The sequence below is a fragment of the Antarctobacter sp. genome (assembly GCF_034670325.1).
In the GTDB taxonomy this organism is placed as follows: domain Bacteria; phylum Pseudomonadota; class Alphaproteobacteria; order Rhodobacterales; family Rhodobacteraceae; genus Antarctobacter.
Genome location: NZ_JAXMNR010000007.1, coordinates 119,181 through 144,881, shown reverse-complemented (window position 1 = coordinate 144,881; position 25,701 = coordinate 119,181). Strand labels below are relative to the sequence as shown.

Here is a 25,701-nt window from a genome sequence, read left to right as displayed (position 1 = left end):
GGCGCCAAACCGACGAGGAGTTAAGGCCGATGGCCCAGATTTCCCTGACCTTTCCAGATGGCTCAAAGCGTGACTTCGACAAGGGCGTGACCCCTGCCGAGGTGGCGGCGAGCATTTCCAAATCGCTTGGCAAGAAAGCGATCTCTGCCACCGTAGGCGACGCGCATTGGGACCTGCAATGGCCCATCGAGGACGACGCCGACATCGCCATCAACACGCTGGCCGACGACGCCCCCGCGCTGGAACTGATCCGGCACGACCTCGCGCACATCATGGCGCGCGCGGTGCAGGAACTGTGGCCGGGTGTCAAAGTCACCATCGGCCCGGTGATCGACAACGGCTGGTACTACGACTTTGACCGCGCTGAGCCGTTCACCCCCGAAGACCTCGGCGCGATCGAAAAGAAGATGAAAGAGATCATCAACCGCCGCGATCCGGTCACCACCGAGATCTGGGAACGCGCCCGCGCGGTGGCCTTCTACGAGGCCAACAATGAGCCCTATAAGGTCGAGTTAATCGAGGCGATCCCCGGCGATGAGCCGCTGCGCATGTATTGGCACGGCCATTGGCAGGACCTGTGCCGTGGCCCGCACCTGCAACACACCGGACAGGTGCCCGGCGACGCCTTCAAACTGATGAGCGTGGCGGGCGCCTATTGGCGCGGCGACAGCAAACGCCAGATGCTGCAACGCATCTACGGCGTCGCCTTCAAAAACAAGGAAGACCTCAAAAAGCACCTGCACATGCTGGAGGAAGCCGCCAAGCGAGACCACCGCAAGCTGGGCCGCGAGATGGACCTGTTCCACATGCAGGAAGAGGCGCCCGGTCAGGTCTTTTGGCATCCCAACGGCTGGACCATTTATACCCAGCTACAGGACTACATGCGCCGCAAGCAGCGCGCCGGTGGCTACCGTGAAATCAACACCCCGCAGGTTGTCGACCGCAAGCTGTGGGAGGCATCGGGCCACTGGGACAAGTACCAGCACCACATGTTCATCGTCGAGGTGGACGAGAGCCGCGACGGTGAAAACGACGACGCCGTGGTCAAGGACAAGGGCCAGACCCGCATCAACGCGCTGAAGCCGATGAACTGTCCCTGCCACGTGCAGGTGTTCAATCAGGGTCTGAAATCCTACCGCGACCTGCCCCTGCGGCTGGCCGAGTTTGGATCATGCTCGCGGTTCGAACCCTCGGGCGCGCTGCATGGCATCATGCGGGTGCGCGGGTTCACACAGGACGACGCGCATATCTTCTGCACCGAGGACCAAATTCAGGAGGAATGCGCGCGCTTCATCGACTTCCTCGCCGATATCTACCGCGAACTGGGCTTCCCCGAGTTCGAGATCCGCTTTGCCACGCGGCCTGAAAAGCGCGTCGGCACTGAGGAAAGCTGGGACTGTGTCGAGAACGCGCTGGAAAACGCGATCAAGGCGGTGGGCCGCGATTATGTGCTGGAGCCGGGCGACGGGGCCTTCTACGGGCCCAAGCTGGACTTCTACCTGACCGACGCCATTGGCCGGGTCTGGCAATGCGGCACCTTTCAGGTCGACCCGAACCTGCCGGAGCGTCTGGGCGCGTCTTACATCGCGCAAAGCGGCGACAAGACGCGGCCCTTCATGCTGCACCGCGCGACGCTGGGATCGTTCGAACGCTTCATCGGCATCCTGATCGAGGAACACGCCGGCAAACTGCCGTTCTGGCTGGCCCCGCGTCAGGTCGTTGTCGCCTCGATCACGTCCGAGGCGGATGACTATGTGGCAGAGGTGGTCGCCCAACTGACCGCCGCCGGTGTCCGCGCCGAGGCGGATGTGCGCAACGAAAAGATCAACTACAAGGTGCGTGAGCATTCGGTCGGCAAGGTGCCGGTGATCCTCGCCGTCGGCCACCGCGAGGTCGAGGAACGCACCGTGACCGTGCGCCGGCTGGGCGAAAAGCAGACGCAGGTGGCGGCGCTGGACGAGATTGCCGCGCTGTTGGCAGAAGACGCAACCGCGCCCGACCTGCGCGGCTGAGACACCACCCCTGATCGCGACACTTCGGGCCGCCCTGCACTGGGGCGGCCCGAATTTTTTGCCAAAACCGCGACGGAAACGCCGATCTGGCGCGTTACAAGCCTGACAGATTGCGTGATATGCCCTGCCCGGAGCCCCGGACCGGACCGATCCCCTGTAACATTCTGCCCCGCAGCATGGGTGAAAACGCAAGAACCGTTACAGAACCACCCCCCGCCCCCCTGAAATCGCACCATCCAGCGCTGGAAGGTTCACGCCCCCGACACGCGCCCTGACGCCCCCGTGATGCACAGGCCCGTGAATGGTTTGAGGACGTGTCTCGGGTCACTCTGGTGTCACCGCAGGGCAGATCGCCCTCGGACAAGTTTCAAAATCAGAAACCCGGAGGAAATTCCACATGTCCACCACGCTCAAAACTGCCGCCCTCGTAGGCATCGTCGCCGCTGCCGTGTCCGCCTCGGGCGCACAGGCCATGGATCAGGAAAAATGCTACGGCGTCAGCCTTGCCGGTGAAAACGACTGCGCCGCAGGCCCCGGCACCACCTGCGCCGGGACATCGAAGGTCGATTATCAGGGCAACGCATGGACGCTGGTCGATGCAGGGACCTGCGCCGAAATCGAACTGCCCGATGGCCGCATGGGCATGTCGGCAGAAGCCCTGAAAGACAAGGGCTTTGAAGGTATCAAGCGCGACCTGCCCGAAGGTCTGGCCGAAGAGGTTCAGGCCAAGTATTACGACCCGTCCATGATGTCCGACAGCTGATCACCAAGCTCTGACATACCGGGATGGGCCCCACGGGCCCGTCCCCCCACCGCAACAGCGGAAACCCCATGTTCGATACATCCAGTTCCCTCCCCCCCTTGCCCGGTGTCGGCTACAAGCCGCAGCACTATGCGGCCATCCTGAACGATCCCGCCCCCGTGGGCTGGTTTGAGGTCCATGCCGAGAATTACATGGGCGATGGCGGCAGGCCGCTGGCCCAACTGCGCGCCCTGGCCGACCGCTTTCCTCTCTCTGTCCACGGTGTCGGTCTGTCCATCGGCGGGCCTGAGCGGCTGGACCCGGACCATTTGGCGCGGCTGAAACATCTGGTCGGCTGGCTGAACCCGGCAAGTTTTTCCGAACATCTGGCGTGGTCGACCCATGACAGCCATTTCCTGAACGACCTGCTGCCCCTGCCCTATACGCCCGCCACGCTGGACCGCATCTGCGATCACGTCGATGAGGTGCAAGAGGTATTGGGACGGCGGATGCTGCTGGAAAACCCGTCCAGCTATCTGGCCTTTGCGGAAAGCACGATTTCGGAGACCGATTTCCTGCGCGACGTTGCCCGCCGCACCGGCTGTGGCCTGCTGCTGGACGTCAACAATGTCTTCGTCTCGGCGGTGAACCTTGGTTATAGCCCGCAGGCGTATATCGTGGATTTTCCGATGGATGCGGTTGGCGAGATCCATATGGCCGGGCACGACGAGGATGAAGATGATCACGGCGCGCCGCTGCTGATCGATAGCCACGGACGCGAGGTGGCCGAGCCGGTCTGGGCGCTGCTGGATCAGGTGCTGGACCTGTCCGGGCCGCGCCCGGTGTTGATCGAATGGGACAATGACGTGCCCGAGTGGTCCGTTCTGGCGGCCGAGGCCCGGCGCGCGCAAGTGGCCCTGTCGCGGGGGGCGCTGCCCCCGTCTCCCTGCGGGAGCCTCCCCCGGAGGTATTTGGACCAAGAAGAAGCCGGGGGTATGCGCTCATGACCGGGGCCAGCACTTCCGAGACGGCGTTTCGCACCGGCTTGCTGCGCGCCGATGTGGCGATCCCCGGCGGTTTGACCGACGGCGCGGGCCGACCCGCCGCGCGGCGCTACGACGTCTATCGCAACAACATAGCGGTGGCGCTGCGCGAGGCGCTGGAGGCGGGCTTTCCGGCGGTGGCCAAGCTGATCGGGCCGGAGAATTTTGCGCGCGCAGCGGGCATGTATTTGCGCGCTCAGCCGCCGGTCTCACCTTTGATGATGCACTATGGCGCGGGGTTCCCCGCTTTCCTTGAGGGGATCGAGGCGCTGCGCGGCATTGGCTATCTGGGCGATGTCGCACGGTTGGAACTGGCGCTGCGACGCAGCTATCACGCGGCGGACGCGCCTTTATTTGACGCCGGGCGCCTGTCCACGCTGGACGAAGCGGCGTTGAACACCGCGCGGCTGGTGCTGGCCCCGTCCGTCCAGGTGCTGCGGTCGCGCTGGCCGGTTCTGTCGGTCTACCGTTTTACCATGATGCCGGATCAGCCCAAGCCGCAGCCGCGCGCCGAGGATGTGCTGATCACCCGCGCAGAGTTCGACCCGGCCCCGCACCTGCTGCCCCAAGGCGGTGCTGCCTTTGTCGATGCGCTGTCGCGCGGCCTGCCCTTTGGCGCGGCGGTCGAAGCCGCCAGTGCCGCGTTTGACCTCTCCGCGACCCTGACGCTGTTGTTGCAGCAGGGCGCGCTTTCCGACCTTCTGCCTGCCTGAGGAGACCCGCCATGGACCGCCTTCTTTCCCTGCATCACGCGATCTTTGCCCCCGTCGAGCGGCTGGGTGCCCCCCTGATCCCGCTGCTGACACGGCTGGTCTTTGCCGCCACCCTGTTGCGCTATTATTGGAACTCTGCCGGGACCAAGGTCTGGGACCGCAAGGGCGAAGAAGGCCTCTTTGACTTCTTCACGCTGGAATCCGGCACCTATGCGCAGATGTTCCCCAAGGCGTTTGAGGCGGCGGGCTACAATCCGGCCAAGTTGGGGTTTGCCTACGATATCGTCGCCTACGCCGGGACCTATGCGGAATGGCTGCTGCCGCTGCTGATCGTCGTCGGGCTGTTCACCCGACTGGCGGCACTGGGGATGATCGGCTTTGTCGTCGTGCAGACCTTTGTCGACGTGACCGGCCATGGCGCGGCTTTGGGCAGGCTGTTCGACACGGGGTATGCGCTGATTGACGAGCGTACGCTGTGGATCTTCGGCCTGACCATTCTGGTGATCAGGGGCGCGGGCGCTGTGTCCCTCGACCGGCTGCTGGGGTTGAACACGGCACCCCGCGCCGTCGCCGCCTGAGACCCGTGGGACGGTGGGACGGTGGGCGGGGCGATGTTGCCGCAGGCAACCAGCGGCGCCCCCGTCCCCATCCAGCCTCAGAAATGCGCCTTGGGTTCATCCGGTTTGCCTGCGGCCAGCGCCAGCACCCCGGCCAGACCGGCAAAGGCAATCGGGAACATGGTAAAGACGTTGAATCCAAAGGCATGGTACATCGCCGCCGCCGAGGCCAGCAGCAGGATGCCCCCCCAGAGCGCCCGCGCCTTGGCCATGGCCCCGCCCGCGATCGCCAGAATCGGCCCAAGGATCGAGACGGTCCGCACCGTCGCCGGATCGTCGAACATGCCGAACATCTCTTCGACCTCGCCCATGTTCTTGACCAGTTCGGTGTAGCCGAAGCCGAAAAAGCCGACGATCATGCCGATCACCCCGGCGATGATCCCCAATGTCAGGGCCGCGTTTCTCATGCCCCGCCCCCCTGCCCGGTTGTCGCCTGCCCGGTTGTCGACTGCCCGGTCACGCCAAGAGCCGCCTGCGCCGCCTTGTCCCAGCCCAGCACCATCCGCGCGCCATCGACCACCAAGGGCCGCTTCATCACCGTCGGATGCCGGGCAATCAGCGTGGCGGGCGCAAGCGACCGCGCCGCGTCATCCAGTTCGCGCCATGTCGTCGACCGGGTGTTGAGCAGTTTTTCGCCGAACTGGGCCAGCGCGACTTCCAGCACATCCCCGGGCAGTCCCTCTTCGCGGACGTCGACAAAAGCCGCCCCCGGCAAGGCTTTGCGCGCCTTGCGGCAGGTGTCGCAGGTCTTCAGTCCGTAGATAATCATGCACAATCCCTTGGCAGTTTGTCGCAGTACGCGGTGAGATAGGCCAACTTTCCGTGAATTACGAGGGCAGGACTCTTGTATTTCGCCCATCCACGCTAAACTCGGCCTTGTGACCTTTGGCGATCATCTGTCGAACCCGCCCGCTGTTGGCGAGCGTCGTTCGCGGCCCTGAACGCCGGATGTGACCGTCCCGGCTGACATGGCGGGATGCTTGGACAGACTGAAATAGGAGCACGGGGATTATGCCAACCGGCACCGTGAAGTGGTTCAATACCACAAAGGGATTTGGGTTCATCGCACCGGACGAAGGGGGCAAAGACGTCTTTGTCCATATTTCAGCGGTGGAAAGGTCCGGGCTGACCGGGCTGGCGGACAATCAGAAAGTCAGTTTTGAGTTGCGCGAAGGCCGCGACGGACGATCGATGGCGGCGGACCTGCAACTTCTCTGATCCGCGCGGGTTTTTCGCCACGTCGATGCCTTGCCCCCCGGTTCTTTGGCCGGTGGCCCACTGCACGTCACGACGAACGCGTCGGGACGTAACAGGCTGAATTTGGCCCGTGGTCTCAGGCATTTGCGATAAATCCAATAGACTTGGTGCTTCGCTGCCGGGCGTCTGCCCTGTATCCTGACGGCAGGGCTGCATATCGCACAGGCCCGACCCGGAGGCGTTCATGCCTGTCAAGTGGATCACCTATGCCGCCATTCTTGGCACCGTTGCCATTCTGGTCGCGGGTGTCAGCACACTGCCCCCCCTGACCGAAGGCGGATTGCCCCGCAGCGGCCCGCCGCCCTACGGCGCGGCCTCGGCCCCCGCAGACCCAGAAGCGTATTGCCGGGACACGCTGGAGGGCGTCAATTGCGCCTGCTTTGCCCAAAAGGCCAGTGAGGTCATGAGCGCGCCGCACAAGCCGGTTCAGGGTCTGGCCTATGCCAACCGCTGGGATCTTGCCCGCGCGCAGGCGGGCGAAAGCTGCTGATCATGTGTTCTGCAAGCGCCGTGCCTCTTCGCCCGCCAGACGGACCAGCAACTGCATATAGGGTTTTTCAAGGTCTTCCGTCCGCACTGCCGCGTACAAACTGCGGGTCAGTCCCTCTTTCGTCAGCGGCCGCGTGATGTAGTCTGAGCTGTACTTCACCTCGCGCACCACCCAATCCGGCAGCACTGACACCCCCCGGTTGGAGGCGACCAACAGCAGGATCACCGCCGTCAGTTCCACCTGCCGGATCGACGCCGGTTCCACCTTGGCGGGGGTCAAAAGCTGGCTGAAGATATCCAGCCGCGACCGGTCCACCGGGTAGGTGATCAGGGTCTGTCCGCGAAAATCCTCCGCCTCGATAAACGGCTTGTCCGCCAGCGGGTGCGAGGATGAGGCGACAAACACCGGGCTATAGTCAAACAGCGGCACAAAGGTCACGCCCGCCAGATCCTCGGGGTCCGAGGAGATCACCACATCCACCTCTTCCTTCATCAGCGCGGGCAGCGCGTCAAAGGCAAGGCCGGGGCGGATGTCCACGTCCACATCGCCAAATTTCTTGCGGAACCCTTCGAGCACCGGGAACAGCCATTCGAAACAGGCATGGCATTCGATGGCGATATGCAGCCGCCCCGCCTTGCCGGACCGCAGACCTTCGAACTCGTCCTGCAAGGCCTCGACCTGCGGCAAGACCTGTTCGGCCAGCCGCAACAGGCGCATCCCCGCCGCCGACAGCTTCATCGGTTTTGAGCGCCGCACAAACAGCTCCACCCCTGCCTGATCCTCCAAACCCTTGATCTGGTGGCTCAACGCGGATTGCGTGATGTTCAACTGCTCCGCCGCGCGCGCGACCCCGCCCGCGTCGTGAATGGCCTTGATCGTCCGGAGGTGGCGAAATTCTATGTGCATCGGTTTACTGGTGTCCGCCTCATGTTGATCTTGAGATTTATGAGTTTGTCTCACAATGCTGCATGTGCGACAAGAGCGGCAACTCAACACAGGACTTATGCATCATGCAGCGCCCCGCGATCTCATTCGAATTCTTTCCGCCGAAAAACATCGAGGCCACCTTTCGCCTCTGGGACGCGGTGCAGGTTCTGTCGCCGCTAGCGCCGCGCTTTGTCTCTGTCACCTATGGCGCGGGCGGCACAACCCGCGACCTGACCCGCGACGTGGTCGCCACGCTGCACAAACATTCCGGCCTGCGCACCGCCGCGCATCTGACCTGTGTGAACGCCACGCGCGCGGAAACGCTGGCGATTGCCGACGCCTTTGCCGAGGCCGGTGTGACCGACATCGTCTCGCTGCGCGGTGACCCGCCCAAAGGCTCCAACGGGTTTGAACCCCACCCCGAAGGCTTTGCCAATTCCATCGAACTGATCGAGGCATTGGCCGAAACCGGCAAGTTCACCCAGCGCGTCGGCGCCTATCCCGACCGCCACCCGGAGGCCGCCAGCCAGCAGGCCAGCATCGAGTGGCTCAAGCGCAAGCTGGACGCAGGCGCGACAGAGGCGCTGACCCAGTTCTTCTTTGAGGCGGACACGTTTTTCCGCTTCCGCGACGACTGCGCCAAGGCGGGCATCGACACCACGAAACTGGTGCCGGGAATCCTGCCGATCGAAAACTGGAACGGCGCGCGCCGCTTTGCCGAAAGCTGCGGCACCCATATCCCGGCATGGGTTTCGGACGCGTTCGAAAAGGCCCAGCGCGACGGGCGTGAGGATCTGCTGGCCACCGCGATCTGCTCGGAACTCTGCACCGACCTGATCGAGGGCGGCGTGGACAAGCTGCACTTCTACACCCTGAACCGCCCGGAACTGACCCGCGATGTCTGTTTCGCGCTGGGTATCACCCCCGAGGTCAACCTCGAACAGGTCGCCTGAGCGCAGACCGCGCCGCAGGACGCCCCCCCGCCCCGGGCCTGACCCGGGGCCTCCTCACTCCCTACCGGAACATCGGCGGCCGCGCGTCCATCCAGACGCCATTGCCCTTGCCGCTTTGCGCCACCGCAAACACCGCCGCCATCGACCGCAGCCCGTCCTCGGCGCGCGGATACAGATCCGCCGCCGGGTCCATATCGCGCCCCTCTTTGCGGGCGCGGATGGCCTCGGCCAGATCGGAATAGATATTGGCAAAGGCCAGCGGCATCCCCTCGGCATGGCCCATGGTCACCCGGCTGGCGCGATCCGCCTCGGGCGACAGGCCCGGCCCGCCCCGTTCCATCACCTCCAGCCGACCTCCCAAAGGCATCCAGTACAGTTGGTTCGGCTGCTCCTGCGCCCAGCGCAGCCCGCCTTTTTCGCCAAACACCTGCAAGGTCAGCCCGTGTTGCCGCCCCAAGGCAATCGAAGAGGTCCACAACCGCCCCGCCGCACCGCCGTCAAACCGCAGGTTCACCTGCGCGTCATCCTCCAGAACCCGGCTCTCGATACAGGACACCGTATCCGCCGACAGTCGGTCCAGTTCCTGCCCGATCACAAAGCTCGCCATGTGCAGCGCGTGGATGCCACAATCGGCAAACTGCGCCGACACCCCCGCCTGCGCCGGGTCATAGCGCCAGCGCACCCGCGGGTTGTCCGCATCCGCCGCATCGGCGTGATGGCCGTGGGCGAACTCCGCCACCACCATGCGCACCCGGCCCAGATCACCGCGCGCCACCATCGCCCGCATGTGCCGCACCAGCGCATACCCAGAGTAGCCGTAGTTCACAGCGCAGATCCGCCCGGTTTCCCACGCAAGGCTAACGATCTCTTCGCCTTCTGCCACCGTCATGGTCATCGGCTTTTCACACAGCACGTGAAAACCGCTCTGCAAGAACGCCTTGGTGATCTCAAAATGGGTGGCATTCGGCGTCGCTACCGTCACCAGATCAATCCGGTCGTCGCGCGCCTGCTCGCCTTCCAGCATCTCACGCCAGTCGCCATAGGCCCGGTCCGGGGCCAATCCCAAACGCTGACCATAGTCGCGCCCCGCCTCGGCCCGGTGATCCAGCGCGCCCGCGACAAAATCAAACGCCCCGTCCAGCCCCGCGCCCAGACGGTGCGCCGGTCCGATCTGGCTGCCTTCTCCGCCGCCGATCATGCCCCACATCAGTTTTGCCATTGTCTCTCCTCCCACAGATCCCGTGCATGGTCTGTGCATGCGTTGTGCATATGTTGTGCCTGCTCAGAAATCGCTGACCCGCGCCCAAGTCCCCGTAGCCGCCGAGGCGCGCGCCGCCGCAATCACCCGATGCACCTCGACCCCGTCGGCGAATGTCGGCCAGACGGTGCGGCCTTCGTCGATGGCGGTCAGGAAATCCTTTGCCTCGATGATGATCTGGTCCTGATAGCCGGTGCCATGACCGGGACCGAGGCAGAAGGGTTTGTAATCCGGATGCGCCGGGCCGGTCAGCACCTTGGTAAACCCCGCCCGCTCTGCCGGGGCCTCGCCATCACAAACCCAGAGCGCGTTCTGATCCTCCTGATCGAACCGGACTGCGCCCTTTTCCCCCGTAACTTCATAGGCATAACCCATCTTCTTGCCCGTCGCGACGCGGCTGGCAAACAGATGCCCGGTCGCCCCGCTGGCAAAGCGCAGGGTCATCAGAACCTGATCGTCATTGGTCACCGTGACGCCGTTGCGTTCGGGAAAGACCGTCTCGATCACCGCAAAAACCTGCGCAATCGGCCCGCCCAGTGCGAGGGCGGCATTCACAGGATGCGGCACCAGATCACCAAGACAGCCGTTCGCCACGCCTTTTGAGCGCCAAGGCGGCAGGATCGAGGTCAGGTGGAAATCCTCGGTATGTTCGATCCGCAGATGATGCACCCGGCCCAACGCGCCCTCGCCGATCAACTGCCGCGCAAACTGTGTCGCAGGCGTGCGGCTGTAATTATACGCGACCGAATGCGCCACACCTGCGCGCTCTGCCGCCGCCAACATCGCCCGCGCCTCTGCCGCGTCCAACCCCATGGGCTTTTCGCAGAGCACAGGCTTGCCAGCCTCAAAGGCCGCCAGCGCAATCTCAAGATGGGTGGACTGGGGCGAGGCGATCACCACCGCCTCCACCTCGGGATCATCGACCAAGGCCCGCCAGTCGCGCGCGCCCCGCTCAAACCCATAAGCTTCGGCATAACGCGCGCCGCTTTCAGGCGTGGACCCGGCAATCGCCACCAATCGCGGTTTCAGACGTGTCTCGAACACCGTTCCCACGGCAGCAAAAGCGGCGGAATGCGCTTTGCCCATATAGCCGCCGCCGACAATGCCTATCCCGATCCGGGCCATGCGATCCCCTCCCCGTTAGCGCCGGACAACCCTTGCGCCCGTGCCGACAGGGGACAAGACCTATTTCGGCGCGCGCTTCACCAAGCCCAGCTTTTCTCTCACCGCTGAGGGGCCGATCACCTTGGCCCCCATGTTTTCGATGATGCCCACGGCCCGGTCCACCAGTTGCGCGTTGGTCGCCAGCACGCCCTTGTCCAGCCACAGGTTGTCCTCCAACCCGACCCGCACATTGCCCCCTGCCAGCACGCTTGCCGCCACATAGGCCATCTGGTTCCGGCCCAGCCCGAAGGCGCTAAAGCACCAATCCTCCGGCACATTATTGACCATCGCCATAAAGGTGTTCAGATCATCCGGCGCACCCCAAGGCACCCCCATACACAGTTGCACCAGCGCGGGCCCCTCCAAAACGCCCTCTTTGACCAGTTGCTTGGCAAACCACAGGTGCCCGGTATCAAAGGCCTCGATCTCTGGCTTGACGCCCAGCGCCGTCATCCGCGCGCCCATGTCGCGCAACATGCCGGGCGTGTTGGTCATGACATAATCCGCCTCGGCAAAGTTCATCGTGCCGCAATCCAGCGTGCAGATCTCTGGCAGGCACTCGGCAACATGGGCCACACGCTCTGCCGCGCCCACCATGTCCGTGCCCTCCGCGTTGACCGGCATCGGCGCATCGGTCGACCCAAAGGTGATGTCACCGCCCATGCCAGCGGTCAGGTTCAGCACCACATCCACCTCGGCGTCACGGATGCGGTCCGTCACCTCGCGGTAATAGGCCAGATCGCGCGAGGGCGCGCCGCTCTCGGGGTCGCGCACATGGCAATGAACCACCGCCGCCCCCGCCTTGGCGGCATCAATCGCGCTCTCGGCGATCTGCTGCGGGGAACGCGGCACATGCTGGCTGCGATCCTGCGTCCCGCCCGATCCGGTCACCGCGCAGGTGATAAAGACCTCTTTGTTCATCTCAAGCGGCATCTTCGCCTCCCTCTGTTCCAATATCCCGCAAACGGATCAAAGCATCCGCCGCCACCGCCCGGTCAGGCGTGCACAGCAGCGGGTTGATCTCAACCTCTTCGACCAAGTCGACTTGCGCCACAACCAAAGCCTGCACCGCCAGAACCGCTCCGGCAATGGCCTCCAAATCCGCCGCCGCCGCCCCGCGATACCCAGCCAGCAATGGCGCAATCCGCAACCGGCCCAGCGCTCCGCGCACCTCCTCCGCGGTCACCGGCAACATCAAACACTGCGTATCGCTTAGAATTTCGGTCCAGACGCCGCCCGCTGCCAGCGTCAGCACAAACCCATGCGCCGGGTCGCGCACAACCCCCACCAGCAGCTCGGCAACCGCCCCGGCAATCATCTCCTCGACCAGATAGCCAGAGGCCTGCATCGCCTCCGCAGCCACCCGCACCTCCTCCGCAGAAGCCAGGTTCAACCGCACCGCCCCGGCCTCGCTCTTGTGGACAAACCCCTCGCCCTTCAGCACCACCGGAAAGCCAATCCGCGCCGTCGCTTCCCCCGCCGCCACAGGTGTCAATGCCCGCTCGAACCCCGGCACCGACACCCCCGCGCGCGCCAAAGCCTTCTTTGCGACACTCTCGTTTAACACGCCACCTTGCGCTTCTTCTGTCCGAAAATATCCCGGGGGAGGCGCCGCAGGCGACGGGGGCAGCGCCCCCTCCGCGCTCTCCAAAAGCACCGGCATAGGATTAATGTCCCGCCCCAGAAACGCCGCCGCCGCCACCGCCTCCAGGGCCGAGGGCACATCGCACAACGGCACGATGCCCAGCGCCACCAACCGCTCCGCCACGTCCTCAGGCAGGGTCTCGACCAAACTCGACAAGACCGCCAAAGGCACCTCGCCGCGCAGCCCCGCCAAGGCTTCGATCACCAGATCCCAGTCCGCCATCGAACAGCGATCCCCGCGCGGAAAATCCAACACCACGACACCAAGACCCAGATCGTCCCCCCGCATCATCGCCGTGAAACAGGCCCGCATGGCGGCTACGTCTCCCCAGATATAGGTATGGTAATCCAACGGGTTGGCCAGCGCCACCTTGGGACCCAGCGCATCGCGCAACCCCTCGCGCTGCGCCGCGACCAGCGGCGGAAACTCGACGTCATAGCCCAACGCGGAATCCGCCATCAGGCTCGCCTCACCGCCCGAACACGACGCCGACACCATACGGTTCGACCGCAACGGCCCCGCCACATGCAGGATCTTCAACACCTCCAGCAAGGCCGACAGCGATGAGACCTGCGCCACCCCGATCCGCCGCAGAAACGCCCGCGCGCCCGCATCGCTGCCGGTCAGTGACGCGGTGTGCGACACCGCCGCAGCACCCGCCTGCTCGCTTGCACCCAGCTTCAGAGCCACAATCCGCTTGCCCAACGCCCGCGCCCGCGCTGCCAGCGCCTCAAACCCCCGGACATCCTTGATGCCTTCGATATACAGCCCCAGCGCGGTGATGCGCGGATCTTCCAAAAGCGCCATGCCCAGCGCGCTCAGGTCCACCTGCGCCTGATTGCCCACCGTGCCCAGAAACCCAATCGGCAGGCCCCGCCGCTGCATCGTCAGGTTCAGCGCCACGTTTGAGCTTTGCGACAGGATCGCCACGCCGCGCGCCACCGGCACCATCCCATGCTGGTCCGGCCACATGGCAACCCGGTCCAAGGCATTGAGAAAGCCGTAGCAGTTTGGCCCCAGCACCGGCATATCCCCTGCCGCCGCCAGCAAAGCCGCCTGCAAATCCGCGCCATCGGCCAGTTCCGCCTGCGCCTCGGCAAAGCCGGAGGCAAAACAGATCGCCCCGCCCGCGCCAATCGCGGACAGGACCCCCACCGCCTCCACCGTCGCCGCGCGGTTGATGCCGATATAGACCGCGTCCGGCGGCTCCGGCAGGTCCTCGATCCGGGCAAAGGCAGGCATCCCGCCCACCTCGGCCCGCGCGGGATGGACCGGCCAGACCGGCCCGTCGAACCCCAACTTGCGGCACTCGCGGATCACGTTTTCGCACCACGCGCCGCCACCGATCACTGCGATGCTGCGCGGTCGCAACAGGCGCGACATGTCAGGCATGACCCTGCCCTCCAGACCCGCGTAGGGTGGGGTTCCAACCCACCATCCCCGCCGCCGTCACGCGCCCAACGGGCGGAACAATTCCCGACCGATGATGTGACGCTGAATCTCACTGGTCCCGTCCCAGATCCGCTCGACCCGCGCATCGCGCCAGAACCGCTCGATCGGGAAATCGTCCATCAGACCCATGCCGCCAAAGATCTGCAACGTGGTGTCCGTCACCCGCGCCAGCATCTCTGTTGCATACAGTTTGGCGCTGGCAATCTCGCGGTTCGCGGGCAGGTCCTGATCCAGCCGCCATGCCCCCGCCAGCGTTAGCCAGTCGGCGGCGTCGATTTCTGTCACCATATCGGCGACCTGAAACGACACGCCCTGAAACTTGGCAATCGCCTGCCCGAATTGCTTGCGCTGCGCAGCGTACTCCACCGCCATGTCGAAACAGCGCCGCGCCCGCCCGACGCTGAACGCCGCAACAGTCAGGCGCGTGGCGTAGAGCCACTCGTTCATCACGTCAAAGCCACCGTCGACCGCGCCCAGCACCTGCGCATCCGGCAGGCGGCAATCGGTGAACTCCAGGATGCAGTTCTTGTAGCCACGATGCGACACCGACCGGTATCCCTCACGCACCACGAACCCCGGATGCCCGCGATCCACCAGAAAACAGGTGATCCGTTTCTTGGGCCCCTTCGGCGTCTCATCCACCCCCGTGGCGATAAAAACGATAAAGAAATCCGCATGTTCCGCGCCCGAGATAAAGTGCTTGGACCCGTTCACCACCCAGTCGCCGCCATTCCGCACCGCCGCGCATTTCATGCCGCGTACGTCTGATCCGGCATCGGGTTCGGTCATCGCCAGAGCATCCATCCGCTCGCCCCGCACGGCGGGCAGCAAATAGCGTTCCTTCTGCGCGCCTTCGCAGGCCATCAGGATATTCTGTGGACGGCCAAAGAAATGCGTCAGCGCCATGCTGCCGCGCCCCAACTCCCGCTCGACCAGCGTGAAATCCAGATGGCTCAGCCCCGCGCCGCCCACTTCTTCGGGGAAATTGCAGGCGTAGAACCCCAGATCCAGAACCTTGCGCTTGATCTCTTCGCCCAGTTCCTGGGGCACCTCGCCGGTGCGCTCCACCTCGGCCTCATGCGGGTAAATCTCGTTCTCGACAAAGCTCCGCACGGTAGAGACGATCATCTCCTGCTCATCGCTCAACCCGAACTGCATCGCGCGCTCCCTTGCCTGATGGCGTCACTAGACTGTAGATCGGCGGGGATGGATATGCAGAACACAGCCCAAACCCGGCAGGAAGCGACACGCACCGTGGCCGTTTTGCTGTTTCCCAACTTCTCGAACCACTGCCTTGCCAACGCGGTAGAGCCGCTGCGCGCCGCCAATACGCTGGCGCGGCGGTCGCTCTATCGCTGGCAATACATCGGTCTGACACGGGAGACGCTGACCTCCTCCTCCGGCTTGCCGGTGACGCCAGAGGAAACGCTGGCCCGCCACCCCGGCGGCGACTACCTGCTGCTGCTGCCCAGCTATGATTTTCAGGCGCAGGCCACGCCGGACACCTTGCGCGCCCTGCGCGCGGCGCGGCGGCGGTTCACCACGCTGGCCGGGCTGGACATGGGCAGTTGGCTGCTGGCGGCTGCGGGCCTGCTGGACGGACGTCGCGCCACGCTGCACTGGGACGAGTTGGACAATTTCGCCGAAACCTTTCCAGAGGTTGAGGCCCGCACCGAACGCACCGTCAATGACGGCGATATCCTCAGTTGTGGCGGCGGCACCACCGCGTTCGAGTTGATGCTGGACCTGATCGCGCGTCACCACGGCCCGATGCTGCGGCTGGAGGTGGCGGCCCTGTTCATGCACGGCGAACGCCCCGCTCCCGCTGACCTGCCACCGCGCCTCAGCGACGATCATCTGGTCGAGGCGGCGGTGTCGATCATGCGCCGCAATGTCGAGGCGCCCTTGCCCGTCGCCGCCGTCGCCCGCCGCCTGAACGTCACGCCCCGCGCGCTGGAACGCCGCTTTCGCGCCGTCCTTGGCCGTGGCCCCGGGGCCACCTACCGCGCCCTGCGCCTGAACGCGGCGCGGCGGCTGGTCGAACAAACCACCCTGTCGGTGAATGAGATCGCCACCCGCTGCGGCTATGAGGATGCCTCGGCCCTGACCCGCGCCTTTCGCGGCACCTTCGGCACAACGCCCAGAGCGCTGCGCAAAGCGACCTGACGTCACCTTGGCCCTTGCTCTTGCATCGGTTCGCGGTATGACAGTTCTGAAACACTAATATATAAGACGGGAGGGGCTTCATGAGTGTCCACGACGGCTCGAACACGAGCCTTGCGCGCCGCGCATGGTCGATCCGGCGGCTGGCGCTGCGTATGGCCGAGGTGCAGGGACAAGGGTACATCGGGCAGGCGCTTGGCGTCGCCGACGTACTGGCCGTCAGCTATTTTCACGCGCTGACCTACCGCCCCGAAGACCCCGACTGGGAGGGGCGCGACCGGTTTTACCTATCCATCGGCCACTACGCCATTGCGCTCTATTCCGCGATGATCGAGGCCGGCATCCTGCCCGAGGATGAGCTGGACACTTACGGCATGGACGACAGCCGCATGCCCATGTCCGGCATGGCCGCCTACACACCGGGGATGGAGATTACCGGCGGATCGCTGGGTCACGGCCTTGGCATCGCCGTGGGCGCGGCGCTGGGTCTCAAACGCAAGAACAACCCCGCCTTCGTCTACAACCTCATGTCCGACGGCGAGTTGGGCGAAGGATCGACCTGGGAGGCCGTCATGGCCGCCCGATCCCACCAGTTGGACAACCTGATCTGCGTGGTCGATTTCAACGACCAGCAGGCCGACGGCCCCACGACACAGGCTCTGGCCAAGGGCGATGAGGCCCCGAAATGGGCCGCCTTCGGATGGCACGCACAAGAGGTCGACGGCAACGATATGGACGCGCTGGTCGCGGCCTTCGACACCGCCCGCACCCTGTCGGACCCGCGCCCCCGCGTCATCATCTGCCGCACCCAGATGTGCAAAGGCGTGCCCTTCCTTGAGGACCGCGAGATCACCCACTTTGTCCGCGTCGCGCCCGAGGAATGGGCCGCCGCCATTGCCCATCTCGACGCCCAAGTCCCCGCCTGAACAGGAGCACCGCCATGACCAATGCCCCCATCGGCGCGCACTCCCGCCGCAAATCCAAAACCACCCCGCGCACCCTGCCCGTCTCAGCCACGGGTGAGCGCCTGACCACCTCCGCCATGATCGCCTCGCTGGATGCCGAAGGGCGCAATACCGTCGCCGCCCCCTTTGGCAACGCGCTCTGCGATCTGGCCAAGACGCGGCAGGACATCGTCGGCCTGACGGCAGACCTGTCGAAATACACCGACCTGCATGTCTTCGCCAAGGAATACCCCGATCGCTTCTACCAGATGGGCATGGCCGAACAGGTGATGATCTCAACCGCCGCCGGACTGGCACGTGAGGGGTTCACCCCTTTCGCTACCACCTACGCGGTCTTTGCCTCGCGCCGCGCCTATGACTTCATCATCATGGCGATTGCCGAGGAGAACCTGCCGGTCAAGATCGTCTGCGCCCTGCCCGGCCTGACCACCGGCTATGGGCCCAGCCATCAGGCGACCGAAGACCTTGCGATCTTTCGCGGCATGCCGAACCTGACCATCGTCGATCCCTGCGACGCTACGGAAATCACCCAGGCCACCCACGCCATCGCCGATCATCCCGGCCCGGTCTACATGCGCCTGCTGCGCGGACAGGTGCCAGATGTGCTGGGCGAATACGGCTATAAATTCCAACTGGGCAAGGCGCAGGTCATCCACGGCGGCAGCGACGTGCTGTTTATCTCCACCGGCTTCATGACCATGCGCGCACTGGACGCCGCCCGCGCGCTGAAGGCCGACGGCACCGATTGCGCCGTCCTGCACGTGCCCACCCTGAAACCGCTGGACACCCAAACCATCCGCGCCGAGGCCGCCAAAACCGGCCGCCTTGTCGTCACGCTGGAAAACCACACCATCGTTGGCGGGCTGGGAGAGGCGGTGGCCGCAGACCTCATGCGCGCGGGCATCCATCCGGCGTTCCACAGCATCGCGCTGCCGGATGAGTTTCTGGACGCGGGCGCCCTGCCCACGCTGCACGATCAATACGGACTGTCGGTCAACGCCATCACCACACGCGTGAAATCATGGCTCTGACCCCGCCGACCACGCACGCGAAGGACATCACATGCTTCTGAAAGACAAGACCGCCGTCATCACCGGGGCCGCCAGCGCGCGCGGCCTTGGCAAAGCCACGGCGCGGCTGTTCGCCGAAAACGGCGCGCGCATCGCCATTCTGGACCTGAATGCCGAGGCCGCCCGCGCCGCCGCCGCCGACCTGCCGGGCGAAGGCCACATCGGCCTGCCTTGCGACGTGACCATCAAACCGCAGTGTGAGGCCGCAGCAAAGACGGCCATCGAGGCATTCGGTCAGATCGACATCCTCGTCAACAACGCCGGGATCACCCAGCCGCTGAAACTGATGCAGATCGAGCCGCAGAACTACGATGCGGTGACAGACGTCAACCTGCGCGGCACGCTCTACATGTCTCAGGCGCTGATCCCGCACATGCGCGACCGCAACAGCGGGGCCATCGTCAACATCTCGTCCGTCTCCGCCCAGCGCGGTGGCGGCATCTTTGGCGGGCCGCATTACTCGGCGGCCAAGGCGGGGATTCTGGGTCTGACCAAGGCGATGGCACGCGAACTGGCTCCTGATGGCATCCGCGCCAACGCCGTTTGTCCCGGCTTCATCGCCACCGACATCACCGAAGGCAAGCTGACCGAAGAGATGATGGAACAGATCCTTGCCGGTATCCCCATGGGACGCGCAGGCGCGGCCAGCGATGTGGCGGGCTGCTGCCTGTTCCTTGCCTCTGACCTGTCGGCCTATGTCACCGGGTCAGAGGTCGACGTGAACGGCGGCTCGCTGATCCACTGACCAAAACGCAAGCGGCGGACCAATGGCCCGCCGCACATTTCAAAAGTGAGACGGATTTTCGACGAAAATTCGTCTCGCGTAAATCAAGACGCTGCAACCGTTGTCTGGCGCTGCTCACCCAGCCCCTCGACGCGGACAACCATCTCGTCCCCCGGACGCAGGAACCGCTGCGGTTTCATGCCCATGCCAACGCCCGATGGCGTGCCGGTGGCGATGATATCCCCCGGCTGCAACTCCATGAATTGCGACATGTAGCTGATGATCTCGGCCACGCCAAAGATCATGTCAGAGGTATCGCTGTCCTGCACGGTCTCGCCGTTCAGATCGAGGCTCACCTTCAGGTTCTGCGGATCGGTAACTTCATCCGCCGTCACCAACCACGGACCGGTCGGGCCAAAGGTCGGGGCCGACTTGCCCTTGATCCACTGACCGCCCTTCTCGATCTGGAATTCCCGCTCGGACACATCGTTGATGACGCAGTAGCCCGCTACGTAGGACAGCGCCTCCGCCTCAGAGACGTAAGAGGCGGTCTTGCCGATCACCACGCCCAGTTCGACCTCCCAGTCGCCCTTGACCGAATTGCGCGGAATCACCACCGGATCAAATGGCCCGGACAGCGCCGATGTCGCCTTGGAAAAGATGATCGGCTCTTTCGGCGGCTCCGCCCCGGTTTCCGCCGCGTGCTTGGCATAGTTCAGACCGATGCAGAAGAAGTTCGGCACCGAGGCGACGCAGGACCCGATCCGGCCCGGATCGGCCACCACCGGAAGGCTGGCAGGGTCGATGGCACGCAAGCGATCCAGTGCCTCCAGCGACACGGATTCGCCTGCAAAATCCGTCACATGGCCCGAAAGATCCCGCACCTGTCCGTCGCTGTCCAACATGCCGGGCTTCTCGCTGCCCGCCGGGCCAAATCGCAATAGTTTCATCTCTGTCCCATTCCTTGTTTCTGGGGTCCGTGATTGTCCGTTCCGGGGTCACTCCACCGCCGGTGTGTTCTCTGTGTCGTCGGCGTCGAAGACATCGACGATATTGACCAGCAGATGGTCCAGATGCGCCTGCACATGGGCCTGCGCCGCAACGGCGTCGCGGGCGCGCAGGGCGGCCACGATATCCGCATGTTGGCGCAGCACCCTTTCGCGCGCCCGTTTGCGGCTGGCCGACAGATACCGCGCGCGCCACAGCCGCGCCAGCAGCGCCGCATGGGTTTCGGCCAGAACCGGGTTGTTGGCTGCCCGCGCAATCGCCCGGTGAAAGCTCATGTCGAGTTCGAACAGGTCCAGCCGGTCAAACGTGTCATAGTCGCGTTCCATGCGGTCCGCCACTTCGGCGATCTCGTCGATTTCCGCATCGCTGGCGCGCTGACAGGCCAACCGAGCCGAGAGTACCTCAAGCGCGGCCATCACCTCGATGTTGTTGGCGACTTCCTCAAAACTTGGCTTGGCGACGATGGGCGACCGTGCGGGGCGCAACTGCACCAGCCCCTCTTTCGCCAAAATCCGAATCGCCTCTCGCATGGGGGTGCGGCTCACGCCGAGGTCCGCCGCGTGGTCGCGTTCCTTGACCGGTGTCCCGGGGGGCAGCAACCCGCGCAAAATGTCCCTTCGGAGCCGAGTCGCGATCTGTTCCGGCAGCGTACCTTCTCCCATGGCGCAGCCCACCTCCCTGATTCCGCACCTCTTTTGCGCCCGCCACGGCACATTCGCATGAAGAGAATTTGGTATACCAAATTTCCTTGCCTGTCGATAAGGCTTTGGTTAGCGTGGCGTTACCGGATGGTATACCATCCCGTGCAGGGGCGTTGCCCCGGAATTCAAAACAGGCGGGGGGGAGCCCGCCGCAGGGAGGAATACATGAAAAATCTTCTGACGACGGCAGCCGCCGTTGCCATTGCCGCATCCGCGGCTTCCGCGCAGGACGTAACCTTGCGCATTCAAACACACTACGCGACTGAACACCCCACCGGCCAAATGCTGGCAAAGTTCATCGACGACGTTCAGGTGATGTCTGATGGCGGAATTGCCATCGAGATGTTCTATTCTTCGTCCGTGGTTGCCACGACCGAGACCTTCGATGCGGCCATCAACGGCATCCTCGATTGCGACGCGACAGGCGGTGCCTACCAGACCGGCAAGAACCCCGCGTTCCAGTTCGTCGGCGACATCATGGGCGGCTATGAGACCCCGTGGCAGCAGTATTCCTGGCTCTATTTCGGTGGCGGTTACGACGCCGCGCAGGAACTGTACAACGCCAACAACATGCAGCTGATCGGCTGGTCGATCTACGGCCAGGAATCGCTGTCCTCGTCCAAGCCGATTGCCGGCTTTGAAGACGTCAAAGGATGGAAATTCCGTTCGCCCCCGGGCATGGAAACCGAGATCTTTCAGGAACTGGGCGCATCGCCCATCGTGATGGACTTCACCGAGATCTTCACCGCGCTGGAAACCGGCATCATCGACGGCGCAGACGCCTCGGGTCTGGCCAACAACGTCGGTCTGGGCCTCTATGACATCGTCAAGCACGCGACCTATCCCGGCTTCCACTCGATGCCGTCCGACCACCTTGCGTGCAACAAGGACGTCTGGGACGGTCTGACCGATCAGCAGCGCCGCATCATCGACACCGCGTGGCAAAAGCTGGCCTTCCAGATCGCTCTGGCGAACGAAAAGCTGAACGCCGAGGCCGCTGCCAAGTTGGTGGCCGAAGGTGTGACGCTGTACGACTGGTCGCCGGAAGATCGCGCAACCTTCCGCAAGGCGGCTCAGACCGCATGGGCGGATTGGGGCACACGGTCCCCCGAGGCTGCGGCACTGCTCGCCAGCCACAAGGAATACATGACCCAGTTGGGCCTGATCGAATAATCCGCAGGGCCTAACACAAAGTCTGAACGGGCTTATGGCGGGTCCCTTACGGGGCTCGCCTTTTTAACCATAATGGCGGGGGCACATTCCCATGCAGGACAACAGCCTGTGGCTGGGCTCGATGAGACGGCCGATGAAACTGGCGATGGTCGGCTTCACGACACTGACCGTTCTGATCTATGCTTGGCTGGTCGTGAACAAAATCTTCTCAACGGATGCCATCGGCATGCACGAGATGATCCGCCCCTCAGAGGGGGGCTTTGTCGTTATCCTGATGCTGATCTGCGTGGCGGGCAGCCTGGTGACGGCATCACTGTATCTGTCAGATTTCAAAGGCCAGATCGAACCGGACAAGGACGGCTTTTTCGACATCGTGTCGCTGGTCTGTTCACGACTGGCGATGATCAGTGTCGCGCTGATCGTTCTGGTGATGTTCTACGAGGTGGTGTCGCGCTACGTCTTTTCGCGCCCGACCCTCTGGGCCAATGAACTCAGCCTGTGGATCGCGGCCTTCGTGTTTCTGCTGGCCGGGCAATACGCCATGCAGCAGCGCAGCCATATCCGGATCTACGTGATCTACGACATCATGCCCCGCTGGATGCAAAAGACCGCTGACGTGATCTCTGTCGCGCTGATCGTCGGGTTCTTTTTCGCGCTGGTCTACGGTGGCTACAACGACGCCATGCGCCGGATGCTGCGTATGGAAACCTTTGGCACCGCATGGGATCCCCCCATTCCCGGCACCGTAAAACCGGCCATCCTCTTCATCATCGGCCTGGTCACGATCCAAGCGGTTTCGAACCTGATCGCCGATTGGAACAAGATGCCAGAGCATCACAACCCGGCTGACGAGATCGACGAAACCGAGATCGAGAACATCCGCCGTACGCTGGAAGAGGACACCAAGTAATGGTCGATATCGGCACACTTTCGATGATCATCCTGCTGTCGATGTTCATATTGCTGGCGATCGGGATGCCTCTGGGCTTTGCCTCGGCCTTTCTGGCCGTTGTCACGCTGGTATTGAAGTTCGACACCGACATCCTGTTCCGCACCTTTGGACAGGGTCCCTTGTCGGTTCTGGGTCAGGCGGTCTACCGACAGATGACGAACTACGTCCTCATATCGGTGCCGCTCTTCATCTTCATGGCGGCACTGCTGGAACGATCCGGCATCGCGCGCGACATGTACAACTCGTTGAACGTCTGGCTCAGCCGGACGCGCGGCGGCATCGCCATCGTGACCTCGATCATGGCTGTCATCATGGCCGCCATGTCGGGCATCATCGGCGGCGAAGTGGTGCTGCTGGGCCTGATCGCCCTGCCGCAGATGTTGCGACTGAAATACGACCAGAACCTTGCCATCGGCACGATCTGCGCCTCCGGCTCGCTGGGGACAATGATCCCGCCCTCGATCGTGCTGATCTTCTACGGGCTGGTGACGGAAACCTCGATCAAGGCGCTGTTCACCGCGTCCTTCCTGCCCGGCTTCATGCTCGCCTCGTTCTTTCTGATCTACATCGTGGTGCGCACCCAGATTAACCCGTCTCTGGCCCCTCTTCCGCCAGAGGTTCCGGGCCAGCCCAAAGGGCGCGAAAAAGGCCTGATGTTCCTCGGTTTCCTGGCAAAGTTCACCATGTACTTTACCGGTTTCCTGCTGGCGCGGGCGCTGTTCTTTACCGCTCTGGGTGAAAACAAGGTGACCGAAGGCGTCGATCCTATCGTGCTTGGCATGGTTTCGGACATGCCGTGGATCATCGGAGCCTTCGCCATCTCCGCGCTGGTGGTGCTCTTCGTGGTGGGACGCGAACGCACCGCACAAGGCTGGGACATGGGCAAAGGCCTGATCGCCCCGATCATCGTGATCGGCGTGGTTCTGGGCTCTATCTACATGGGCATCACCGGCATCACCGAAGCGGCGGGAATGGGCGTTGTCGCGGTCTTTGTGATCGGTCTGATCCGGCGTGAGATGACTTTCGACATCGTCTGGGACTCGCTTATCCGGACGCTGCGCTCAACCGGCACAATCATCTGGGTGACCATCGGTGCCGCAGCACTCGCGGCGGCCTATACGCTGGCGGGCGGTCCCACCTATGTGGCCAACATGATCGTCGGCTCGGACCTGCCCACAATGGGTGTGATCCTCGTGATGATGGTGATCTTCCTGATCATGGGCATGTTCATGGACTGGATTGGCATCGTGCTGCTGATCATGCCGGTGTTCCTGCCCATCGTGGTGCGCTTGCCCGCAGAGGAAATCGGCTGGCTGGGCAGTGTGGACGCGCGTTACGTTCCGATCTGGTTCGGCGTGGTGTTCTGTATGAACATGCAGGTCAGTTTCCTGTCGCCGCCCTTTGGCCCGGCTGCCTTCTACCTCAAATCGGTGGCGCCGGCGCATATCTCGCTGACCGACATCTTCCGCGGCTTCCTGCCCTTCATCGCGCTGCAACTGCTGGCGTTGACGGTGCTGCTGGCCTGGCCGCCGATCGTCACGATCTTCCTGTGACCCCTGCCGGACCGGGGGTCGCCCCGGTCCGGCCTGCCACCCGCCGGGTATTTCGTCGGCGGTCTTTACCCCAAGCGGTCAGGCGTTGCCCGCCATCCCCCGCATCGACGACTGCACACGACCCAAGCAAGCCCCCAAGGGTTCCTCAAGGGAGATGAGACCATGCCCCTCATGCTGACCCCGGACCAGATCGAATTTTTCAACACCCAAGGTTACCTCGTCGTCGACGATGTGCTGGACACCGCCACGCTGGGCGCGGTCCAATCGGAATACGCCGATCTGCTCGACAGGCTCTATGCGGGCTGGCAGGCCGAGGGCCGCGTGCCCGCCGATGCCACCGGCCTCGATTTCTGGCAAAAGCTGCTGATCTCCTACAAGGCCGGTTGCGACTGGTTCCAGCCGATGGATATCTCCCTGCCCGGAGGCGAGATCGCCGCCGACACGCCCTTTCACTTTGGTCCCGCCGTCTTTGACATGCTGACCAACCCGCGCCTGCTGGACATGGTCGAGGATCTGATCGGCCCCGAGCTGACGTCGAACCCGATCCAGCACGTCCGCCTGAAACCGCCCGCCGTGACGCTGCATTCGGACGAGCTGCGTGCCCATGTCACCACCACCGACTGGCATCAAGACCGCGCTGTGGCCCATGAGACCGGCGACAAAACGCAGATGGTCACCGTCTGGCTGGCGATCTCCGACGCCACGGTGGAAAACGGCTGCCTGCAGGTCGTCCCCGGCAAACCGCAGATGTACCCGCACTGCCCGCAGAAACAGACCGCCATCGCGCCGGGCTGTCTGGATGAGGACGCCGCCCTGCCCCTGCCCGTCAAGGCCGGCGGCGCGGTGCTGTTCCACCCGCTCACGCCCCATGCCTCGCTCGCCAACCGATCTGATCACTTCCGGTGGAGCTTTGACATCCGCTTCAACGTGACTGGCCAGCCGACGGGGCGCGCACATTTCCCCGCGTTCGTCGCCCGCTCGCGTAGCGCCCCCGACACCGAACTGCGCGACTGGCGCGTCTGGCAGGCGATGTGGCACGACACCCGCGCCCACCTGTCAGGCCAGCCGCATATCCCGATCCACCGCTGGAGCGCCGACAGCCCGGTCTGCGCCTGACCG

The 25,701-nt window shown here is 64.0% G+C and carries 26 protein-coding genes; 16 read left to right on the top strand and 10 right to left on the bottom strand.

Going from position 1 to position 25,701, the window contains the following annotated elements:
* The first annotated feature begins 29 nt into the window (after positions 1–29).
* The 5 genes from thrS to VOI21_RS17885 all read left to right on the top strand — a co-directional run bounded on the left by thrS (position 30) and on the right by VOI21_RS17885 (position 5,088).
* Entirely contained in the window at positions 30–2,012 is a 1,983-nt protein-coding gene (gene thrS / locus VOI21_RS17905) for a threonine--tRNA ligase (RefSeq protein ID WP_323771325.1), read from the top strand.
* A gap of 397 nt (positions 2,013–2,409) precedes the next feature.
* A complete protein-coding gene (locus VOI21_RS17900; RefSeq protein ID WP_323771324.1) occupies positions 2,410–2,775 on the top strand; it encodes a DUF2282 domain-containing protein in 366 nt (121 codons plus the stop codon).
* Positions 2,776–2,843: 68 nt separating this feature from the next.
* Positions 2,844–3,761, top strand: a complete 918-nt coding sequence (locus VOI21_RS17895; RefSeq protein ID WP_323771323.1) for a DUF692 domain-containing protein — start codon at positions 2,844–2,846, stop codon at positions 3,759–3,761.
* On the top strand, positions 3,758–4,510 hold the full coding sequence (locus VOI21_RS17890; protein WP_323771322.1) for a DNA-binding domain-containing protein: 753 nt from the start codon (positions 3,758–3,760) through the stop codon (positions 4,508–4,510). The genes VOI21_RS17895 and VOI21_RS17890 overlap by 4 nt, the downstream gene beginning before the upstream one ends.
* Before the next feature lie 11 nt (positions 4,511–4,521).
* On the top strand, positions 4,522–5,088 hold the full coding sequence (locus VOI21_RS17885) for a DoxX family protein (RefSeq protein WP_323771321.1): 567 nt from the start codon (positions 4,522–4,524) through the stop codon (positions 5,086–5,088).
* Positions 5,089–5,165: 77 nt separating this feature from the next.
* Here VOI21_RS17885 and VOI21_RS17880 read toward each other — a convergent pair whose 3' ends face one another.
* Entirely contained in the window at positions 5,166–5,534 is a 369-nt protein-coding gene (locus tag VOI21_RS17880) for a hypothetical protein (protein WP_323771320.1), read from the bottom strand.
* Entirely contained in the window at positions 5,531–5,896 is a 366-nt protein-coding gene (locus VOI21_RS17875; protein ID WP_323771319.1) for an arsenate reductase family protein, read from the bottom strand. The genes VOI21_RS17880 and VOI21_RS17875 overlap by 4 nt, the downstream gene beginning before the upstream one ends.
* Positions 5,897–6,138: 242 nt before the next feature.
* On the opposite strand from VOI21_RS17875, the gene VOI21_RS17870 reads away from it, so the two are divergent.
* Positions 6,139–6,345 (top strand): cold-shock protein, encoded by a 207-nt coding sequence (locus tag VOI21_RS17870; protein ID WP_323771318.1) that lies wholly within the window; start codon positions 6,139–6,141, stop codon positions 6,343–6,345.
* Between the two features lie 223 nt (positions 6,346–6,568).
* The gene (locus VOI21_RS17865; protein WP_323771317.1) at positions 6,569–6,874 is read left to right on the top strand and encodes a hypothetical protein; all 306 of its coding nucleotides are present in this window, start codon (positions 6,569–6,571) and stop codon (positions 6,872–6,874) included.
* Here the strand turns inward: VOI21_RS17865 and VOI21_RS17860 are convergent, their stop codons facing one another.
* Entirely contained in the window at positions 6,875–7,780 is a 906-nt protein-coding gene (locus VOI21_RS17860) for a LysR family transcriptional regulator (protein ID WP_323771316.1), read from the bottom strand.
* Between the two features lie 104 nt (positions 7,781–7,884).
* On the opposite strand from VOI21_RS17860, the gene metF reads away from it, so the two are divergent.
* Positions 7,885–8,754: a methylenetetrahydrofolate reductase [NAD(P)H] gene (metF, locus tag VOI21_RS17855; RefSeq protein WP_323771315.1), complete on the top strand. Its 870-nt coding sequence runs from the start codon at positions 7,885–7,887 to the stop codon at positions 8,752–8,754.
* Positions 8,755–8,815: 61 nt separating this feature from the next.
* Here metF and VOI21_RS17850 read toward each other — a convergent pair whose 3' ends face one another.
* The 5 genes from VOI21_RS17850 to VOI21_RS17830 form a co-directional block, all read right to left on the bottom strand.
* Complete coding sequence (locus VOI21_RS17850) at positions 8,816–9,973, bottom strand: Gfo/Idh/MocA family oxidoreductase (RefSeq protein WP_323771314.1); 1,158 nt, start codon at positions 9,971–9,973, stop codon at positions 8,816–8,818.
* Between the two features lie 63 nt (positions 9,974–10,036).
* Positions 10,037–11,137 (bottom strand): Gfo/Idh/MocA family oxidoreductase, encoded by a 1,101-nt coding sequence (locus VOI21_RS17845; RefSeq protein ID WP_323771313.1) that lies wholly within the window; start codon positions 11,135–11,137, stop codon positions 10,037–10,039.
* 60 nt (positions 11,138–11,197) lie between these two features.
* The gene (locus VOI21_RS17840) at positions 11,198–12,109 is read right to left on the bottom strand and encodes a 3-keto-5-aminohexanoate cleavage protein (RefSeq protein WP_323771312.1); all 912 of its coding nucleotides are present in this window, start codon (positions 12,107–12,109) and stop codon (positions 11,198–11,200) included.
* Positions 12,099–14,213, bottom strand: a complete 2,115-nt coding sequence (locus VOI21_RS17835) for an acetate--CoA ligase family protein (RefSeq protein ID WP_323771311.1) — start codon at positions 14,211–14,213, stop codon at positions 12,099–12,101. The genes VOI21_RS17840 and VOI21_RS17835 overlap by 11 nt, the downstream gene beginning before the upstream one ends.
* A 57-nt stretch (positions 14,214–14,270) precedes the next feature.
* A complete protein-coding gene (locus VOI21_RS17830; protein ID WP_323771310.1) occupies positions 14,271–15,431 on the bottom strand; it encodes an acyl-CoA dehydrogenase family protein in 1,161 nt (386 codons plus the stop codon).
* A gap of 54 nt (positions 15,432–15,485) precedes the next feature.
* Between VOI21_RS17830 and VOI21_RS17825 the strand changes: the two genes are divergently transcribed.
* The 4 genes from VOI21_RS17825 (at position 15,486) to VOI21_RS17810 (ending at position 19,216) form a co-directional block, all read left to right on the top strand.
* Complete coding sequence (locus tag VOI21_RS17825) at positions 15,486–16,439, top strand: GlxA family transcriptional regulator (protein ID WP_323771309.1); 954 nt, start codon at positions 15,486–15,488, stop codon at positions 16,437–16,439.
* A gap of 80 nt (positions 16,440–16,519) precedes the next feature.
* Positions 16,520–17,362: a transketolase gene (locus VOI21_RS17820; RefSeq protein WP_323771308.1), complete on the top strand. Its 843-nt coding sequence runs from the start codon at positions 16,520–16,522 to the stop codon at positions 17,360–17,362.
* Positions 17,363–17,376: 14 nt separating this feature from the next.
* Positions 17,377–18,432: a transketolase family protein gene (locus VOI21_RS17815; RefSeq protein ID WP_323771307.1), complete on the top strand. Its 1,056-nt coding sequence runs from the start codon at positions 17,377–17,379 to the stop codon at positions 18,430–18,432.
* Between the two features lie 31 nt (positions 18,433–18,463).
* Entirely contained in the window at positions 18,464–19,216 is a 753-nt protein-coding gene (locus VOI21_RS17810) for a glucose 1-dehydrogenase (protein ID WP_323771306.1), read from the top strand.
* A gap of 83 nt (positions 19,217–19,299) precedes the next feature.
* Here the strand turns inward: VOI21_RS17810 and VOI21_RS17805 are convergent, their stop codons facing one another.
* Positions 19,300–20,145 carry a fumarylacetoacetate hydrolase family protein gene (locus VOI21_RS17805; RefSeq protein ID WP_323771305.1) on the bottom strand — a complete coding sequence of 282 codons (846 nt, stop codon included), beginning with the start codon at positions 20,143–20,145 and terminating at the stop codon, positions 19,300–19,302.
* A 48-nt stretch (positions 20,146–20,193) separates the two neighbouring features.
* Positions 20,194–20,865, bottom strand: coding sequence for a GntR family transcriptional regulator (locus tag VOI21_RS17800; protein ID WP_323771304.1), 672 nt, complete (start codon positions 20,863–20,865; stop codon positions 20,194–20,196).
* 204 nt (positions 20,866–21,069) lie between these two features.
* Here VOI21_RS17800 and VOI21_RS17795 point away from each other — a divergent pair, with 204 nt between their 5' ends.
* From VOI21_RS17795 to VOI21_RS17780, 4 genes are all read left to right on the top strand, one after another.
* On the top strand, positions 21,070–22,077 hold the full coding sequence (locus tag VOI21_RS17795; RefSeq protein WP_323771303.1) for a TRAP transporter substrate-binding protein: 1,008 nt from the start codon (positions 21,070–21,072) through the stop codon (positions 22,075–22,077).
* A gap of 91 nt (positions 22,078–22,168) precedes the next feature.
* Positions 22,169–22,987, top strand: a complete 819-nt coding sequence (locus VOI21_RS17790; protein ID WP_323771302.1) for a TRAP transporter small permease — start codon at positions 22,169–22,171, stop codon at positions 22,985–22,987.
* Positions 22,987–24,582 (top strand): TRAP transporter large permease, encoded by a 1,596-nt coding sequence (locus tag VOI21_RS17785; RefSeq protein WP_323771301.1) that lies wholly within the window; start codon positions 22,987–22,989, stop codon positions 24,580–24,582. Before VOI21_RS17790 ends, VOI21_RS17785 begins: the two co-directional genes overlap by 1 nt.
* A 162-nt stretch (positions 24,583–24,744) precedes the next feature.
* A complete protein-coding gene (locus VOI21_RS17780) occupies positions 24,745–25,698 on the top strand; it encodes a phytanoyl-CoA dioxygenase family protein (protein ID WP_323771299.1) in 954 nt (317 codons plus the stop codon).
* The last annotated feature ends 3 nt before the right edge of the window (positions 25,699–25,701 follow it).